The organism is Pseudomonas sp. R1-6 (assembly GCF_051132115.1).
Lineage (GTDB): Bacteria > Pseudomonadota > Gammaproteobacteria > Pseudomonadales > Pseudomonadaceae > Aquipseudomonas.
In genome coordinates this window covers 2,100,752-2,117,243 of the sequence record NZ_CP071662.1, presented here as the reverse complement: position 1 = coordinate 2,117,243, position 16,492 = coordinate 2,100,752, and the positions used below count along the sequence as shown (strand labels likewise).

General features: G+C 61.8%; 13 protein-coding genes. 5 read left to right on the top strand and 8 right to left on the bottom strand.

All coding sequences use genetic code 11. The annotated features are described in order from the left end of the window. Window positions 1-10: 10 nt before the first annotated feature. Complete coding sequence (gene treS / locus J3P81_RS09800) at window positions 11-3,355, bottom strand: maltose alpha-D-glucosyltransferase (protein WP_434563454.1); 3,345 nt, start codon at window positions 3,353-3,355, stop codon at window positions 11-13. A 173-nt stretch (window positions 3,356-3,528) separates the two neighbouring features. Beyond that, window positions 3,529-5,526 (bottom strand): alpha-1,4-glucan--maltose-1-phosphate maltosyltransferase, encoded by a 1,998-nt coding sequence (locus J3P81_RS09795; protein ID WP_434563452.1) that lies wholly within the window; start codon window positions 5,524-5,526, stop codon window positions 3,529-3,531. Window positions 5,527-5,733: 207 nt separating this feature from the next. On the opposite strand from J3P81_RS09795, the gene J3P81_RS09790 reads away from it, so the two are divergent. Next, the gene (locus J3P81_RS09790) at window positions 5,734-5,898 is read left to right on the top strand and encodes a hypothetical protein (RefSeq protein WP_434563450.1); all 165 of its coding nucleotides are present in this window, start codon (window positions 5,734-5,736) and stop codon (window positions 5,896-5,898) included. 137 nt (window positions 5,899-6,035) lie between these two features. Here the strand turns inward: J3P81_RS09790 and J3P81_RS09785 are convergent, their stop codons facing one another. After that, window positions 6,036-6,536 carry an MgtC/SapB family protein gene (locus J3P81_RS09785; protein ID WP_434563448.1) on the bottom strand — a complete coding sequence of 167 codons (501 nt, stop codon included), beginning with the start codon at window positions 6,534-6,536 and terminating at the stop codon, window positions 6,036-6,038. A 131-nt stretch (window positions 6,537-6,667) separates the two neighbouring features. Between J3P81_RS09785 and J3P81_RS09780 the strand changes: the two genes are divergently transcribed. The 3 genes from J3P81_RS09780 to mapR all read left to right on the top strand — a co-directional run bounded on the left by J3P81_RS09780 (window position 6,668) and on the right by mapR (window position 10,243). After that, complete coding sequence (locus J3P81_RS09780) at window positions 6,668-6,904, top strand: DUF3203 family protein (RefSeq protein ID WP_420764554.1); 237 nt, start codon at window positions 6,668-6,670, stop codon at window positions 6,902-6,904. Window positions 6,905-7,382: 478 nt separating this feature from the next. Continuing rightward, on the top strand, window positions 7,383-8,795 hold the full coding sequence (ccoG, locus tag J3P81_RS09775) for a cytochrome c oxidase accessory protein CcoG (protein ID WP_434563446.1): 1,413 nt from the start codon (window positions 7,383-7,385) through the stop codon (window positions 8,793-8,795). Window positions 8,796-8,833: 38 nt separating this feature from the next. Beyond that, the gene (gene mapR, locus J3P81_RS09770) at window positions 8,834-10,243 is read left to right on the top strand and encodes a GntR family transcriptional regulator MpaR (RefSeq protein WP_434563444.1); all 1,410 of its coding nucleotides are present in this window, start codon (window positions 8,834-8,836) and stop codon (window positions 10,241-10,243) included. Between the two features lie 115 nt (window positions 10,244-10,358). Here mapR and J3P81_RS09765 read toward each other — a convergent pair whose 3' ends face one another. Together J3P81_RS09765 and J3P81_RS09760 are read right to left on the bottom strand one after the other, a co-directional pair. Further along, entirely contained in the window at window positions 10,359-11,105 is a 747-nt protein-coding gene (locus J3P81_RS09765) for an SDR family oxidoreductase (protein WP_434563442.1), read from the bottom strand. 77 nt (window positions 11,106-11,182) lie between these two features. Continuing rightward, the gene (locus J3P81_RS09760) at window positions 11,183-12,082 is read right to left on the bottom strand and encodes a Dyp-type peroxidase (protein WP_434563441.1); all 900 of its coding nucleotides are present in this window, start codon (window positions 12,080-12,082) and stop codon (window positions 11,183-11,185) included. Between the two features lie 227 nt (window positions 12,083-12,309). On the opposite strand from J3P81_RS09760, the gene ampC reads away from it, so the two are divergent. Then, window positions 12,310-13,455 (top strand): class C beta-lactamase, encoded by a 1,146-nt coding sequence (gene ampC, locus J3P81_RS09755; RefSeq protein WP_434563439.1) that lies wholly within the window; start codon window positions 12,310-12,312, stop codon window positions 13,453-13,455. 61 nt (window positions 13,456-13,516) lie between these two features. Here the strand turns inward: ampC and J3P81_RS09750 are convergent, their stop codons facing one another. The 3 genes from J3P81_RS09750 to J3P81_RS09740 form a co-directional block, all read right to left on the bottom strand. Further along, a complete protein-coding gene (locus J3P81_RS09750; RefSeq protein WP_420764833.1) occupies window positions 13,517-14,074 on the bottom strand; it encodes a DUF4174 domain-containing protein in 558 nt (185 codons plus the stop codon). A gap of 136 nt (window positions 14,075-14,210) precedes the next feature. Then, a complete protein-coding gene (locus J3P81_RS09745; RefSeq protein ID WP_434563437.1) occupies window positions 14,211-15,569 on the bottom strand; it encodes an erythromycin esterase family protein in 1,359 nt (452 codons plus the stop codon). A 69-nt stretch (window positions 15,570-15,638) separates the two neighbouring features. Further along, window positions 15,639-16,424, bottom strand: a complete 786-nt coding sequence (locus tag J3P81_RS09740) for a sulfite exporter TauE/SafE family protein (RefSeq protein WP_434563435.1) — start codon at window positions 16,422-16,424, stop codon at window positions 15,639-15,641. Between the last annotated feature and the right edge of the window lie 68 nt (window positions 16,425-16,492).

Sequence of the window (16,492 nt, the reverse complement as noted above, 5' to 3'; positions counted from 1 at the left end):
ATTCTCTCCACTAAATCGGTCCGGCTAAATCGGAAAAGGGTTCAAGCCCACTCAATAACCCGTACAGGCCGTGCAGCGGCACGGGCAGCCAGGCAGGGCGATTCTCGGCTTCATAAGCCACTTCATAGGCCGCCTTCTCCAGGCCGAACAACGCCAATGCGGCGTCCTCGCCTTCAGCATCCTTCCACTCATGGGCAAGACTAGCTGCCGCCAGCCGATATGCCTGGACAAATGCCTGGCGAGCCTCGGTCAGATAACGGTCGGCGACTCGCTTGCGCGCCGCATCGGCATCGGCCGTGCTGTCGACGGTGTGCAACTGGACCGCCATCGCCGCCGCGTAATCGAACGAGCGCAACACACCGCTGACGTCCTTGTACGGGCTGTGCTTGCCACGTCGTTCATGCAACGGCCGCGCCGGCTCCCCTTCGAAGTCGATCAGGTAGGCATCGCCCTTGATCACCAGCACCTGCCCCAAGTGCAGGTCGCCATGCACGCGGATGCGCAAGCCGCCAGCGGCCTTGCCGGCCAGCTCCTGGACGTGGGCCAGCACGGTTTTCCTGTGTTCCAGCAAGCGTGCGACCATCGCCTGGTCCGCTGGGTTCAATTGGTCCTGGTTCTGTTTGAGCAGACGCAAGGCATTTTCCACCTGAGCGGCCACGTCCTTGCCGATGGCCTGGGCCTCCTTGGCGCTGGTAGGCTGGGGCGCGAAGTCCGGATTGTCGGTGGGCTGGGCGAGCACCTGGTGCATCTCCCCGAGGCGCTGGCCGAGCATGCCGGCGAAATCCTTCAGTTCGCCCAAGGCGTTGTAATGCTGTTCCTGCTCCGACACGGCGTCGGCCAATTCGTCGCGCAACGCGCGTTCGAGATTGTTCTGGGTCCATTCCCATGCATCGCCCTGGTTGCTCAGGTAACCCTGGGCGATCATCAGCAAGGCATCTTCACCCTGGGCATCGCGGCGAATCACCGAACCCAGCAGCGGCGAAATATTGCTGAAGCCTGCCGCGGTCAGGTAAGCGCTCATCTCCAGTTCCGGGTGAACGCCGGACGCGACCTTGCGAATCAATTTGAGCACCAGGCTGCCACCCACCACCACTGAACTGTTGGACTGCTCGGCGGACAGGTAGCGCACCTCCGGCTCGGCGCCCAGGTTCAGCGCCGCCAGACCTTCGGTGGGTTCGAAGCGCAATTCACCGTCAGCGCACGGCAGCACCGAACCGGCCTGAATGCCCTGGAGCACCGCGCGAATGAAGTTTTCCAGGGTGAACGCATCGGTGATCAAGCCGACCTGGCGACCCCGACGAACCCGCGACAAGGCCAGTTGCTGGGGCAGCGCCGGGCCGACGTGCTCTTCGGCGAGCAGGCCAAATGGAAGTTGATAACGTAAGGTCTGGCCGGCGCTGGTGACGTCGATTTCGCTCAACAGCACAGGGTGTTGCGGATCGCCGAAGCGCACGCCATAAACGATGTCGACGTTCTCGATGGCGCTGTCCTTGCCGGCGAACCAGCGGCGCTTTTGCAGCCAGCTTGGCAGGATGCTCTGCTCCAACGTGGCGCGCGATGGCGCCTCGAGCAATTCTTCCAGGCGTTTTTTCAGCACCAGCGTAGTGAAATCCGGCAGGCTCTGGACCGGCTCCACATGCCAGCTCGGCATCTGGTTTTCCGCCGCCAGGGCGAACCAATAGAAACCGTACGGCGCCAGGGTCAGTAGGAAATTCAACTGGCCAATTGGCGGGAATGCGTTGCCACCAAGCATTTCCACCGGGACCATGCCCGCATAGGCCGACAGATCCAGCTCGGCAGCCTGGGCACTGCGCGATACGTTGGCCACGCAAAGGATGATTTCGTGCTTGCCGTCCGGGCCGGTGTACTCACGGGTATACGCCAGGATCCGCCGGTTGCTCGGCGACAGCATTTTCAACGTGCCCCGGCCAAAGGCCTTGGATTGCTTGCGCACTGCGAGCATGCGACGGGTCCAGTTGAGCAGCGAATGAGGGTCGCCGGACTGGGTCTCGACGTTCACCGACAGATAGCCGTATTGCGGGTCCATGATCGGCGGCAACACCAGGCTCGCCGGGTCGGCGCGGGAGAAGCCGCCATTGCGGTCGATGGACCACTGCATCGGCGTGCGCACGCCATCGCGGTCGCCCAGGTAGATGTTGTCGCCCATGCCGATCTCATCGCCGTAATACAAGGTCGGCGTGCCAGGCATCGACAGCAACAGGCTGTTGAGCAACTCCACGCGGCGGCGGTCGCGCTCCATCAGGGGAGCCAGACGTCGACGAATGCCGAGGTTGATCCGCGCGCGACGGTCGGCGGCGTAGTAATTCCATAGGTAGTCGCGCTCCTTGTCGGTGACCATCTCCAGGGTCAGCTCATCATGGTTGCGTAGGAAAATCGCCCACTGGCAGTTGGCCGGAATCTCCGGCGTCTGGCGCAGGATGTCGGTGATGGGAAAGCGATCTTCCTGGGCCAACGCCATGTACATGCGCGGCATCAAAGGGAAGTGGAACGCCATGTGGCACTCGTCGCCATTGAGGCCTTGGGCATCGACGTCGCCAAAATAGAGCTGGGTGTCTTCCGGCCATTGGTTGGCCTCGGCGAGCAACATGCGGTCAGGGTAATTGGCGTCGATCTCGGCACGAATCAGCTTGAGGACGTCGTGGGTCTCGGGCAGGTTCTCGTTGTTGGTGCCGTCGCGCTCGATCAGGTAGGGGATCGCGTCCAGACGCAGGCCATCGATGCCCATGTCGAGCCAGTAGCGCATCACCGAGAGCACGGCCTTGATGACTTGCGGGTTGTCGAAGTTGAGGTCCGGCTGGTGCGAGTAGAAACGGTGCCAGAAGTACTGGCCGGCGACCGGGTCCCAGGTCCAGTTGGACTTCTCGGTGTCGAGAAAGATGATCCGGGTGCCGTCATATTTGTGATCGTCATCGGACCAGACGTAGAAATCCCGCGCCTTGGAGCCTTTCTTGGCCTTGCGTGCGCGCTGGAACCAGGGGTGCTGATCGGAGGTGTGGTTGATGACCAGCTCGGTGATCACCCGCAAGTTGCGCTTGTGGGCTTCGGCAATGAAGCGCCGCGCGTCGGCCATGGTGCCATAGTCGGGGCTGACCCCCCGGTACTCGGCGATGTCGTAGCCGTCGTCACGCCGGGGCGAAGGATAGAACGGCAGCAGCCAGATGGTGTTGACGCCCAGGTCGGCGATGTAATCGAGCTTCTCGATCAGACCGGGAAAATCACCGATTCCGTCATTGTTGGAGTCGAAATAGGATTTGACGTGAACCTGATAAATGACCGCGTCCTTGTACCAGAGCGGGTCGTTGATGAAGGTGGCAGACCGGGGTTTCTTGGCCATTTGCAACTCCTGCTGATTCTATAAAGCCGTTGAGCTGGCTGGCGAGACGTACGTGGCGAGGGAGCTTGCTCCCGCTTGAGTGCGAAGCGCTCATCGCTTTTAGAGGGCCGCTGCGCGACCCAGCGGGAGCAAGCTCCCTCGCCACAAAAGCACTTCATCCGCTCACTTTTGTTCTATGCCACGCTGATCCGCCAGATCCCGAACGGCTGGTAAGCCGGGTCGATGCGCATGAACTGGTACTTGCCATACCAAGTCCAGCGGTGGCCGTTCATCAAGTCCTCGCCCTGGGTCTGGGCGTCGTCCGGCAGGCCCATCTCCCATAACGGCAATTCGAAATTCGCTTCCTGGACGTTATGCGGATCGAGGCTCACCGCCACCAGGATGAAATTGCTGCCGTCCGGTGTGCGCTTGCCGAAGTACAGGATGTTGTCATTCCAGGCGTTGTAGATTTTCAGGCCAAGGTGCGTGTGCAACGCCGGGTTCTGGCGACGGATACGGTTGAGCTGGGCGATTTCGGCGATGATGTTGCCCGGCGCGGTGAAATCCCTCGGGCGGATTTCGTATTTCTCCGAATCGAGGTACTCCTCCTTGCCCGGCACCGGCGCCGATTCGCACAGTTCAAAGCCCGAATACATGCCCCACAGGCCCGACCCCATGGTCGCCAGCGCCGCACGAATCAGGAAACCCGCGCGTCCCGAGTGATGGAGGAACGCTGGGTTGATGTCCGGTGTGTTGACGAAGAAATTCGGCCGGTAGCATTCGCGCCAAGGCGACTCATTGAGCTCGGTGAAATACGCCGCCAGCTCGGCCTTGGTGTTACGCCAGGTGAAGTAGGTGTAGCTCTGGGAATAACCGACCTTGCCCAGTCGCGCCATCATCGCTGGGGTGGTGAACGCTTCCGCGAGGAAAATCACCTCTGGGTGCTGCGCACGAACGTCGGCGATCAGCCATTGCCAGAACGGCAATGGCTTGGTGTGAGGATTGTCGACACGGAATATCTTCACGCCTTCGTTGACCCAGCCGACGACGATATCCCGCAGTTCCAGCCACAGGCTGGGGATTGCATCGGCGGCGTAGAAATCGACGTTGACGATGTCCTGGTATTTCTTCGGCGGGTTCTCCGCGTATTTGATCGTGCCGTCCGGCCGCCAGCTGAACCAGCCCGGATGCTGCTGCAGCCAGGGGTGGTCCTGGGAACACTGGATGGCGAAATCGAGGGCGATCTCCAGGCCATGGTCGGCGGCCGCGGCCACCAGGCGCCGGAAATCTTCGCGGGTGCCCAGCTGAGGATGGATCGCCTCATGGCCGCCCTCCTCGCTGCCGATGGCATATGGGCTGCCTGGATCGTCCGGACCGGCGGTCAGGGAATTGTTCGGCCCTTTGCGGAAACTGCGGCCGATCGGATGGATCGGCGGAAAGTACAGCACGTCGAAGCCCATGTCCTGGATCACCGCCAGGCGCGAATGCACGTCGTTGAACGTGCCGTGACGCTTGGGATCATCGGTGATCGAACGGGGGAACAGTTCGTACCAACTGGCGAATTCGGCCAGTTGGCGCTCCACGTCCAGTGGATATTCGGGACTGATGCTCAGGTAAGGCCGGTGATCGGCCAGGGACATCAAGTCGGCACTGCGTGGCGCGAGAAACAACGCCACTTGCTCTTCAGGCAGCAGGCCCGAAAGCTCGTGGTGCAACGCGGCCAGCTGTTCGCTCAATTCGCCGTCGCTACGCTCGGCGGCTTGTTGCACGTGGTTGCGCCCCTCTTGCAGCTCCAGGCTGATGGGCACACCGGCGGCGTATTTTTTTTCCAATTCATAGCGGAAGCTGGCGAACTGGTCGAACCAGGCTTCGATACAGAACACGTAGCGTCCGACGGCCGGTACTGTGAACTGGCCACGCCAGCCATTATTACCCAGCTCGGCCATGACCTCGCTGTTCCAGATGTCATCTTCCAAGGCACGCCAACGGATTCGCACGGCCAATTTATCGTGGCCATCGGCGAACACCTTGCTGGTCACCGTCACGTCCTGTCCGGCGAGGGCCTTGGCGGCAAATTGCCCGCCGTCAATCACTGGCGTGGTGTCTTCAATCGCAATACGCGGCAACAACAAGGCCTGGGACAACGGCAGATGCGGGTTGTATTCCAGGTCGGTCGGCTGTTCGGCAGTCATCGAGCATCGCTCCTTTTACGCCCCATGGACGCGTTTGTGGCGGTAAAGGCCCAACGGGTCCTGATTAACTCACTTAAGCTCCGAACCGGACCGGCAGCCAAAAGTTCAGCGGGATTTGCTGGCCGGCAGCGGGGAATCAAACCCGTCCAACGGTGGTCAACCAGACAAGCACGACTCAAGCCACTTGCGTCCTGGAGGCACCACCCGATGACCATTCCCATCCCGGCCGAAACACCCGATCCGAACATCGACGACCCCAACCTGCCGCCACCGGGTCCCGATCCCGAGCCGATTCCGGAAAAAGACCCGCCGCTGGACCCGCAGCCGCCCCAGGGCGATCCGCCAAGCGAGGCGCCGCCGGAGCGGGTTTGAAAGCCTAGCCGCAGTGAACCTGCGGGAGCGAGCTTGCTCGCGATAGCGTCAGGTCAGCGAAGCCAGAGGTGACTGACACATCGTTATGGCGAGCTAGCTCTCCCACAAGGACCTTGCGCACAGCCCCGGCGAATGCCTTACAGCTTCTCATCCTTCTCCAGTGCCCGAACAATCACTGGCATCACACTGAAGATTGCCAGCGCCAGAACGGTGCTGAGCACCGCCGTCGCTTCCCGGCCGAGCCCGGCGGCGACGCCGATGGCGGCGGTCATCCACAGGCCCGCCGCGGTGGTCAGGCCTTTGACGTGGCTTTCATCTGCATCCGCGTTTTTCAAGATGGTACCGGCGCCGAGGAAACCGATCCCGGCGACAACGCCCTGTATCACCCGGCTCATCGCATCGGCCTCTGACCCCGACATTTGCGGCACCAGCACGAACAGCGCGGCGCCCAGCGCCACCAGCATGTGGGTGCGCACCCCGGCGGCCTTGCCCTTGTGCTCACGCTCGAACCCCAAAATGCCTCCCAACAGTGCAGCCATTACCAGGCGCACCGTCACCCGCGTCATTTGCTGGGCATCGGCGATGTCGGCGAACTCCGCTTGCAGGGTCATCCAGACTTCATCCCACCACGAATCCATGAACGTTCCTCTCTTCACTCGATAAATGATTGACCGCAAGCGATGCGAGACGTGCGACCGCTGATCAGCCACGAAGAACCCTGCCGATCGGGAGGCGCCTAACGTTCAGGCATACAGGAAGGAGCAGTACCATGACTGTACGTATCGATGACCACCAGACCTGCCATTTCGACACCGCCAACGGGCCGGAACTTCGCCCGGCCAGCGAGCTGACCATCATCACCGACCCGGACAAGGCCATGTCGGCGGTGGAACTCAATGGCGGGCGGGTCTACCTGACCGAAGCGCAGGTCGATGCCCTGATCGTGGCTGGGGCGGCTGACGGGCGGCAGAATCTGAAGGCGACGGACGGGGATTCGGTCATCTGACGGCTCGTTTGGCTCTTATTTATGATCTTGCGTTGCTCTTGATTTCGCTTCGGCTTTTGATCTTGAACGCCCCGTTAACCACGCTGGCCGAACGCAGGTATTGCGTAGTGGGTATCCCGGCATGGATGCCGGGATAGCCGCGCAGGGCCATGGATGGCCCATCGCGGCGGGCCCACGGAGCAATGCCGGAGTGAGGGAACGCCGAGCCTAGGCGAGGTGCCGAGTGGTGGGGCGAAGCCTTTTTTGCTTACTTTTTTTGGCGTCTGAAAAAAAGTAAGCCGCCGTAAGGGCGGAACCGTCAGTAGCCACCAACCGCAGAGATGGATATACACACCAATCCGGAAGTCGCATCAAACTGCCGCAAAGCGAGGGCTACATCGCATCTGATCCGGTTTTTATCAACCCACCTGAGCCTGTTATGCAAACAGTTCAATGGTCATAGTGCCCCAGCCAGATAGCGGCTGATGAGCGACCGACCATGAGCGAAAGAATCCCCGCCCAACTGATACAGACCTTCGACCCCACGCCCACAAAAACAAAGTCCAGAACCACCGACAACCTGATCCACACCCGCAGCTTTACCGGCTTGTTCCGCACCTTGCGCATCAGCGGTGCCGGCATTCTGTTCCTGTTGTTCTTCGGCACGGTATGGCTGAACTGGGGCGGCCGCCAAGCGGTGCTCTGGGACCTTTCCGAGAGCAAGTTCCACATCTTCGGCGCGACCTTCTGGCCCCAGGATTTCATCCTGCTGTCCGCCCTGCTGATCATCGCCGCGTTCGGCCTGTTCGCCATCACCGTGTTCGCAGGGCGCGTGTGGTGTGGCTACACCTGCCCCCAAAGCTCATGGACCTGGATCTTCATGTGGGTCGAGAAAATCACCGAAGGTGAACGCAACCAGCGCATCAAACTCCAAGCCGCGCCGTGGGACTTGAACAAACTCCTGCGGCGCTCGGCCAAGCACACTTTGTGGCTCGTCATCAGCCTGCTCACCGGCCTGACATTCGTCGGTTATTTCACCCCGATCCGCCCCCTGGCCGAGGAACTGCTGACCTTGCAGATCGGCGGCGTCAGCCTGTTCTGGGTGCTGTTTTTCACCGCGGCCACTTACCTCAACGCCGGCTGGCTGCGCGAAGCGGTGTGCATGCACATGTGCCCTTACGCACGGTTCCAGAGCGTGATGTTCGACAAGGACACCTTGACCATTTCCTATGACGTGGCCCGTGGTGACATTCGCGGGCCACGCAAACGCGAGGTCGATCCCGCCGATGTCGGACTGGGTGACTGCATCGACTGCCAGATGTGCGTGCAGGTCTGCCCCACCGGCATCGATATCCGCGATGGCTTGCAAATGGAATGCATTGGTTGCGCGGCGTGCATCGACGCCTGCGACTCGATCATGGACAAGATGGGCTACGCCCGTGGCCTCATCAAGTACACCTCCGAGCATCAACTGCAAGGAGGCAAGACGCATCTGCTGCGGCCACGGCTGGTGGGCTACACGGCGGTGCTGCTGGTCATGATCGGTGCTCTGGCGGTGGCGCTGGCGGAGCGCCCCATGGTGTCGCTGGATGTCAGCAAGGACCGTGGGCTGTTCCGTGAAAACAGCCAGGGCCAGATCGAAAACATCTATAGCCTGAAAATCATCAACAAGACCCAGCAACACCAGGCGTATGAATTGTCCCTGGTGGACGGCGACGGCTTTGTCCTGCAAGGCAAGACACGCCTGAGCCTGGCGCCGGGGGAAATCGTCGACGTGCCAGTCTCGGTGGCGATGCTCAGCGAACGGCCACGCAGCGGTTCCCAGGAAATGACCTTCAAGGTTGCCGACAGTGACGAGCAGCAAGTCTACAGCGTGGCCAAGAGCCGTTTTGTCGCGCCGATGAATCGGTGAACCTTTAAGATGCAATGTCCCTTATGACCGGGCCCGCCATGAAACGCTACGAAAAATTCGCCGATGACATCGCTGAACTGATCCGCTCCGGCATGCTGGGGCCCGGCCAGCGCGTGCCGTCGGTGCGCTACGCCAGCCAAACGTACGGCGTCAGCCCGTCCACTGTTTTCCAGGCCTATTACCTGCTGGAGCGACGCGGCCTGATCCGGGCCCGGCCGCGTTCCGGTTATTTCGTCAATAATCTTGCACCGCGCCCGTTCTGCGAGCCGGTTATCAGCAGCCAGGTGCAAGAGTCCACTGAAGTCGATGTCAGCGAACTGGTGTTTTCGGTGCTCGACTCGATCAAGGATCCCGCCACCGTACCGTTCGGCTCTGCATTCCCCAGCCCCATGCTGTTTCCGTTGCAGCGGCTGTCCCGCTCGTTGTCCAGCGCGACCCGGGACATGGACCCACGCGTGGTGGTGACCGACATGTCACCGGGCAATCCTCAACTGCGCCGCCAGATCGCCTTGCGCTATATGGTCGGTGGGCTGATGTTGCCCATGGAGCAATTGCTGGTCACCAACGGCGCCCTGGAAGCCTTGAACCTATGCCTGCAAGCGGTGACCGAGCCCGGCGACCTCGTGGCGATCGAAGCCCCTGCGTTCTATGCCAGCCTGCAAGTGCTGGAAAGGCTGAAGCTCAAGGCCGTGGAAATCCCCGTGCATCCGCGTGACGGGATCGACCTGGACGTGCTGGAACAGACGCTGGCGCGCCATCCGATCAAGGCGTGCTGGTGCATGACCAGCTTCCAGAACCCCATGGGCGCCACCATGCCCGAGGCGCGCAAGCAAGCGTTGGTGGAGCTGTTGCGCCAACACCAGGTGCCGTTGATCGAGGACGACGTCTATGCCGAACTCTATTACGGCCAGCAGGCTCCCAAACCAGCCAAGGCGTTCGACACCGAAGGGTTGGTGATGCATTGCGGTTCGTTCGCCAAGAGCCTGGCCCCGGGTTATCGCGTCGGCTGGGTCGCCGCCGGGCGCTATGCGCAGAAGATCGAACGGCTCAAGCTCATGACATCCCTGTGCGCCTCGATGCCGGCCCAGGCCGCGATCGCCGACTACCTGCAACACGGCGGCTACGACCGGCACCTGCGCAAGCTTCGCTACGCCCTGGAAGAACAGCAAAGCGCCATGCTCGCCGCCATCGGCCGCTATTTCCCGCCCCAGACCCGCGTCAGCCAGCCGGCGGGCGGCTATTTCCTCTGGCTGGAACTGCCGGAGCAGATCGACTCGCTGAAGCTGTTCCAGATGGCATTGTCGCAAGGCATCAGCATCGCCCCCGGGCCGATCTTTTCACCGACCCAACGTTTCAGGAATTGCATCCGGCTGAACTATGGCGGGCCTTGGACTGAGGCGTCGGAAAAGGCGATGGAGACATTGGGGCGGATTATCCGGTCGTTCTAATATTTGGTTTGCCAGCACTACCGCCATCGCGAGAAAGCTCGCTCCCACATTTGGAACGCAATCCCCTGTGGGAGCGAGCTTGCTCGCGATGAGGCCAGGGCAGACCGCCCAGTTCTCAGCGCCCACCACCAAGGTCAACAAACGTCCCCGTCGCATACGAAGCCTTGTCCGACAGCAACCAGATAATCGCCTCCGCCACCTCATCCGGACGCCCGCCTCGCGCCATGGGAATCGCCGATTCCAGCTTGCTGACCCGCTCAGGATCACCACTGAGGGCATGGAAATCGGTGTAGATATAGCCCGGGCGAACGGCGTTGACGCGAATGCCTTCGCCGGCCACTTCCTTGGACAGGCCTACGGTGAAGGTATCCAGTGCGCCCTTGGAGGCCGCGTAGTCGACGTATTCCCCCGGCGCGCCCAAGCGGGCGGCAACCGACGAGACGTTGACGATGCTACCGCCCTGCCCGCCATGGCGGGGCGACATGCGCAGCACCGCATGCTTGGCACACAGGATCGGCCCCAGCACATTGGTCTTCAGGATTTTGAGAATGCGGAACTCGGACATTTCATCGAGCCGGGATTTGTGGGCGACCGTACCGGCGTTGTTCACCAGGGCGGTGACACGGCCCAATTCGGCGTCGACGCGGTTGAACAGGCCGACCACCTCGTCTTCGATGCTCACGTCGGCCCGCACCGCAATGGCCCGCGCGCCCTTGGCCCGGACCTGTTCGAGGATGTCCTGAGCGGCGTTTTCATCGGACTGGTAGTTGATGCAGATGTGATAGCCCTGATCCGCCGCCAGCAGCGCCGTGGCCGCTCCGATCCCGCGCCCGCCACCAGTGATGACGATGACTTTATCCACGCTTGCTCTCCCGTTCCACGCAAACACGTCGGGCCCAAGAATAGCGTTGACCCGACGATTTGCACAACGCGGCCGGTTTACCGGGGCGATGACACCGACTGGCGAGCCAGTGCGCGCAGGTCCAGGCGCCCGTCCAGCAGCGGCGGGCACCAGTAATACCCGCCAGTGATCGGCCGGCTCATGCGGTACAAGCCATCGGTAATGCCGTCTTCGAGGCCGCTCATGCGGCGCAGTTGCGCTTCGAAGGCATCCAGGGAGAAACCGAACGCCAGGAACATCAGCCCAGCGCGATCGCCTTCGATCCACGGCATGGAACGGCGCACGACGAAAGCCTCCGGTGCAAAGCTTTCCTGGGCCGTGCGCTTGACGTGGGCCGACTCCGGCGCCTCTTCGATTTCCTCGTTGTCGCTCAGGCGACGGCCCATGATGTTGTCGCGTTCGTGGGACTGCATCGCCGCGAACCCGTCCAGATCGTGCTGCCACTGCTGGATCGCGGCGAAGCTGCCACCGCGCAGTCCGTCGGCGCCCTGGGCCAGGGCAGCGGCGACGGCCGCGTCATCGTGGGGGTTCTCGGTGCCGTCTTCGTAGCCGGTCAGGTCGTGGCCGGTCATATGGCGGAAGGTTTCGTTCATTTGCACCAGGCGCAGGGCCGGCGCCAGGGCCGCTTCGATGGCGCGGCTGCGGTGCAGCAGCTCGCCGCGATCCTCGCCATGCAACCAGCACCACAGCGCGTGCTGGGTCGAGGGATTATCGACGCCGACACCGGCCAGGGCAGGAAATGCCCGCAGCCCCTTGACCTCGGCGCCCAACGCTTGCACCAACGACTCGCCAAACCCGACAACCGCGCGGCCATCCAATTGCAGCAACAATTTATCGATCGCAGCCGGCAGTGCCTCGACCGATTCCAGGGCAAAAAACAGATGACGGGCCTGAGGCGGAACAGGGGTGGCGAGAATGCCGGGCTGGTAGTAACTCATGGGAACTCCTTCGGAAAGAGTCGCGAGTTTACCCGGCGGCGGCCGCTTTGTGTCGCTTCGCTTGAGGACAGGGCCCTTCGGTCGACGGGACCGTTTTGTGGGAACGCTCCCACGTCCCTGTCAGACAGCTCGGAACCCAGCCTGCATCCGTTGCTGCGGATTGCCGGGCAGCTAAAAACGCCCTAGATTGACCGTCCCTCAAGGAAGGCCAACGAGAGCGGTCCATCATGCACATTGCCAAATCGATACTCGCCGGGAGCTTTTTCCTGATCCTTTCTTTTACCGGCGTCGCCCAGGAACGCCTCGAAGAAACTGTCAATGCCGTTATCCAGCCCCTGATGAAACAGCAGGACATCGCGGGCATGGCGGTGGCGATCACCCACAACGGCCAGCGCCAGTTCTTCAATTATGGCGTTGCCTCCAAGGACACGAGAAAGCCCGTCACCGACCAGACCCTGTTCGAAGTCGGCTCGATCAGCAAGACCTTCACCGCCACGCTCGGCGCCTATGCCCAGGCCCAAGGCAAGTTGCAATTGTCGGATCCCGCCGGTCGCTATGCCCCGCAGCTGAACGGAGCAGCGCTGGCAAACACCCGCCTGCTCGATCTCGCTACCTACACGGCGGGCGGGCTGCCTTTGCAGTTTCCCGACGATGCAGACCATGCCGACAGGATGTTCAGCTATTACAAGTCCTGGAAACCGCTCTACCCGACCGGCACCCAACGGCTCTACTCGAACCCGAGCATCGGCCTGTTTGGCCATCTGGCGGCCCGCGCCCTGGGTCAGTCATTCGATGACGTGATGGAACAAACCCTGATGCCGGGGCTGGGCCTCAAACACAGTTATGTACGGGTGCCGCAAGACCAATCGGGCCGATACGCCCAGGGCTATGCAAAGGATGGCAAGCCCGTGCGGGTCGGACCTGGCGCCTTGGATTCCGAGGCGTATGGGGTGAAGACCAGCTCAGCGGACCTCATTCGTTTCGTCGAGGCCAACCTGCGACCGCAAAAGCTGGAGGAAGCCTTGAAGCAAGCCATCGCCACGACCCACATGGGTTTCTATCGGGTCGGCGGGATGACCCAGGGCTTGGGCTGGGAGTTCTACCCTGCCCCGTTCACCGTGGATGACCTGCTCGCCGGCAATACCCCGCAGATGGCCCTGACCCCACAGAAAGTCGAACCGCTCAACCCGCCCCGCCCGGCGCCGGACGGCAGCTGGATCAATAAGACAGGCTCTACCAACGGCTTTGGCGCATACGCGGCGCTCGTGTCTGGAAAGGATTTGGGGATCGTGATGTTGGCGAACAAGAACTACCCGATCGAAGAACGGATAAAGGCCGCCCACAAAATCCTGGCGGCGTTGGAACGACAATGAAGTCTGCTTTTGTGGCGAGGGGGCTTGCTCCCTCGCCACGTAAATTCGGCGTTATAGAGGGTCAATCCTCCAGCGCCTTCGGCGCGGCCGCGGGCTTGGTGGGCTTGGCCGCCTTGCCCGGCTTGGCGCCTTTCGCGTCCTTGGCCGGCGCGGGTTCTGGCTCGGGTAGCGGGGTTGGCGCCACGGCTTCCTTTTCAGCCGCAGGCAATTTGTCGACAGCATCGAACAGCTCGCTCAATGTGATCGCGCCGGAATGCTCAAGCTTCTTTTCCCCATCCTTGCCCACCAGGATGATCTTGGGCAGCGCACCGGCTCCCAGCTTGAGAGAACGGATCAGTGCCATGGTGCTTTGCGGGTCCAGATCCTTGCCATCACGTTTTCCGATGGTGTTGAAAACGGTGTAGAGCATCATGTTTCGTTCGGAGAATCCCTGCTTGCCCTCTGGCTTTTCGAGCTCTGCTTTCAACGTGGACCATGCAGGGTCGACGGAGCTGGGCGCGATAATGATCAAGGGGCGGGTCTTGCCCACCTCCGCCACCAGGGGCGAGTCGCCATCAGCGGCGAACAAGGGGCCAGCAAAGGCCAGCAAGGTAGCGAAGGTCAACGACCGAATAAGCATGCGCCTCTCCTTTTGATATTTACGCTGTACTGATTGCACATGGCGGCGATTGTTCCGCGAGAGTCGCCCGTTACCGCAGCTGCCTGCCTTGAAGCTTAGGCCACCGGCCCCATAGCGCAACCGCGTCACGAAGCGCTCAAAGGCCGAACGGGAAGGTGTCTTCCTCGTGCTCAAGCGTGTGAGGTGTTGGCAATGGCGTGACCGCTTCGGTCTGCTCGAACCAGAGCCAGGCATCGAACTGCTCGGCCAATACGGCTTCGAAGTAATGGCTCTGGCGTTCGGTTTCAGGGCGGTAGATCACGCCGATAGCGCGTTCGAGCAGGGGCTCGGACAATGCGTCCAGCAGTGCCTCGTCAGGATTAGTCCGCCAGTCCGTGAGCGATGCGCGAACACCCGCATTCAGGAATTCCCGCTCCCAACTGCCGGCCAATGCGGGCAGCACCTGCTTGATTTTCATCGGTGAGTCCCAGTCATCGGCCGCCGCCACACTGCCATGATCAGTGCCCATGCCCAACAGCACCGCGTCGCGGCCGTAAGCCATGCGGCATAACTGGCCGATATTGAATTCACCTTCCCAACCCATGCGGGTCGCGGCGGCATTGCCGATGTGGGAGTTGTGCGCCCAGACCACCGCTTTCGCATCGGGGCCACGATGTTCCATCAGGCTCTGCAGGGTGTCGAACATGTGCCGGTCCCGCAGGTTCCAGGACGATTTTCCGCCGCGATACATGGCCCGGTAGTACTGTTCGGCGGCGCGCACGACCCGGGCGTTCTGGATGGCGCTGAAGAAACTCTCGTCATCCTCGATCAGGGGATCGAGGCGCTCGGCGAGCAGCGTGTTGAGCTGCTCGACCACCGCGTCCTCGCAGGTCGCCAGGTTGCCGCGTTCGGTGAAATGACCGTAAAGCGCCGGGTCGTCGTGCCAAGGCGTCAGGCAACCATAACGATGCCGGGCGCCGCGGGCCAGGTGGGGGTGTGCCTTATCGAGGTAGTTGAGCACTTCGTCGATCGAGTGCCGCAGGCTGTAGACGTCGAGCCCGCGAAACTCCACGCGCCGATCGCCCGGCTGCTCCAGGTTGTAATCGCGCAACCAGCGGACGAAGGACTGTACGTCGGTGTTGCGCCACATCCAGCTTGGAAACCGGGCGAAAGCCTGCTGTTTCCAGGCCGAGGGTCCGAGGTCACGCACGCAGCGGTCGATTTGCCCGGCGTCGGGCCAGTCGGCTTCGACGGCGACGATCCCGAAGCCGTGATGCTCGATCATGTGCCGGGTGATGGCCGCGCGGGTGCGGTAGAAGTCATGGGTGCCGTGGCTGGCTTCGCCGATCAGCAAGACCTTCGCGTCGGCAAAGCGATCGAACATCTCGCCAAACGCCGGGCTGTCCTCGGCGGGCAGCGGTTCGGCGTGATGACGCAGAATGTCGGCGATGTCGGAGCGAGGTTCGACGCGACGACGGCGCAGGCGTTGCAGCAGATCTCTGGCTGGGCTGTTCATGGATCGTGGCCTCATCAGTACCTGGTTTACAGGTATGACTATGCCTATCGGCCCATGACTCCGAGCAAATCAGAACGCCAGTTTGAAGCCGATCATCGCCAACATCACCGCCAGGCAAGGGCGCAGGAGTTCATCGGAAATACGTCCCGACAAATGGCTGCCCAGGTAAATGCCCGGCAGTGAACCGATCAGCAAGAAGCCGAGGATGTGCCAGTCCATGTTGCCCATGCTTGCGTGGCCCAGGCCGGCCACCAGGGTCAGCGGCACGGCGTGGGCAATCTCGGTCCCCACCAGGCGCCTGGTGACCAGGAACGGATAAAGGATGAACAGCGCGACAGTGCCCAGGGCGCCGGCGCCGATGGAGGTCAACGCGACCATCGTGCCCAGCACCAAGCCGGTAATCACAGTGAGTACGTTGAGCCGTGAGCCGCTGGGGTTGTAGTGGCCGCCGGCGCGATCGTGGGCGAATTGGAGCAGGCGTTTCTTAAACAGGATCGCCAGGGCAGTGGCGAACAACACAAAACCCAGTGCTTGCTTGATGACTGCGTTCATCGCGTCTGGCGAGCTGTTCAGGCTGCTGAGGAACCACAGGGTCAGCCCGACCGCCGGCACGCTGCCCAAGGTCAGCCAACCGGTGATGGACCAGTCGATATTGCGGTTCTTGGCGTGAACCAGCACGCCGCCGGATTTGGTAATGGCCGCGTACAGCAGGTCCGTACCCACCGCCGTCGCGGGGTTGATGCCGAACCACAGCAGAATGGGGGTCATCAGCGATCCGCCACCCACGCCGGTCATCCCGACGATGAAACCGACCACCAGGCCCGCTACGACTAAACCGAAATTACCGAAATCCATCAAACCCGTCTCAGCGCGACCGCGTGAAAAATCTGGCCGCGAGCATAGCGATTTTTCTTATAACCCCC

Coding starts and splice junctions, on each gene's coding strand:
- treS (WP_434563454.1), bottom strand. CDS start 3,355: ATGGCCAAGAAACCCCGGTCTGCCACCTTCATCAACGACCCGCTCTGG.
- J3P81_RS09795 (WP_434563452.1), bottom strand. CDS start 5,526: ATGACTGCCGAACAGCCGACCGACCTGGAATACAACCCGCATCTGCCG.
- J3P81_RS09790 (WP_434563450.1), top strand. CDS start 5,734: ATGACCATTCCCATCCCGGCCGAAACACCCGATCCGAACATCGACGAC.
- J3P81_RS09785 (WP_434563448.1), bottom strand. CDS start 6,536: ATGGATTCGTGGTGGGATGAAGTCTGGATGACCCTGCAAGCGGAGTTC.
- J3P81_RS09780 (WP_420764554.1), top strand. CDS start 6,668: ATGACTGTACGTATCGATGACCACCAGACCTGCCATTTCGACACCGCC.
- ccoG (WP_434563446.1), top strand. CDS start 7,383: ATGAGCGAAAGAATCCCCGCCCAACTGATACAGACCTTCGACCCCACG.
- mapR (WP_434563444.1), top strand. CDS start 8,834: ATGAAACGCTACGAAAAATTCGCCGATGACATCGCTGAACTGATCCGC.
- J3P81_RS09760 (WP_434563441.1), bottom strand. CDS start 12,082: ATGAGTTACTACCAGCCCGGCATTCTCGCCACCCCTGTTCCGCCTCAG.
- ampC (WP_434563439.1), top strand. CDS start 12,310: ATGCACATTGCCAAATCGATACTCGCCGGGAGCTTTTTCCTGATCCTT.
- J3P81_RS09750 (WP_420764833.1), bottom strand. CDS start 14,074: ATGCTTATTCGGTCGTTGACCTTCGCTACCTTGCTGGCCTTTGCTGGC.
- J3P81_RS09745 (WP_434563437.1), bottom strand. CDS start 15,569: ATGAACAGCCCAGCCAGAGATCTGCTGCAACGCCTGCGCCGTCGTCGC.
- J3P81_RS09740 (WP_434563435.1), bottom strand. CDS start 16,424: ATGGATTTCGGTAATTTCGGTTTAGTCGTAGCGGGCCTGGTGGTCGGT.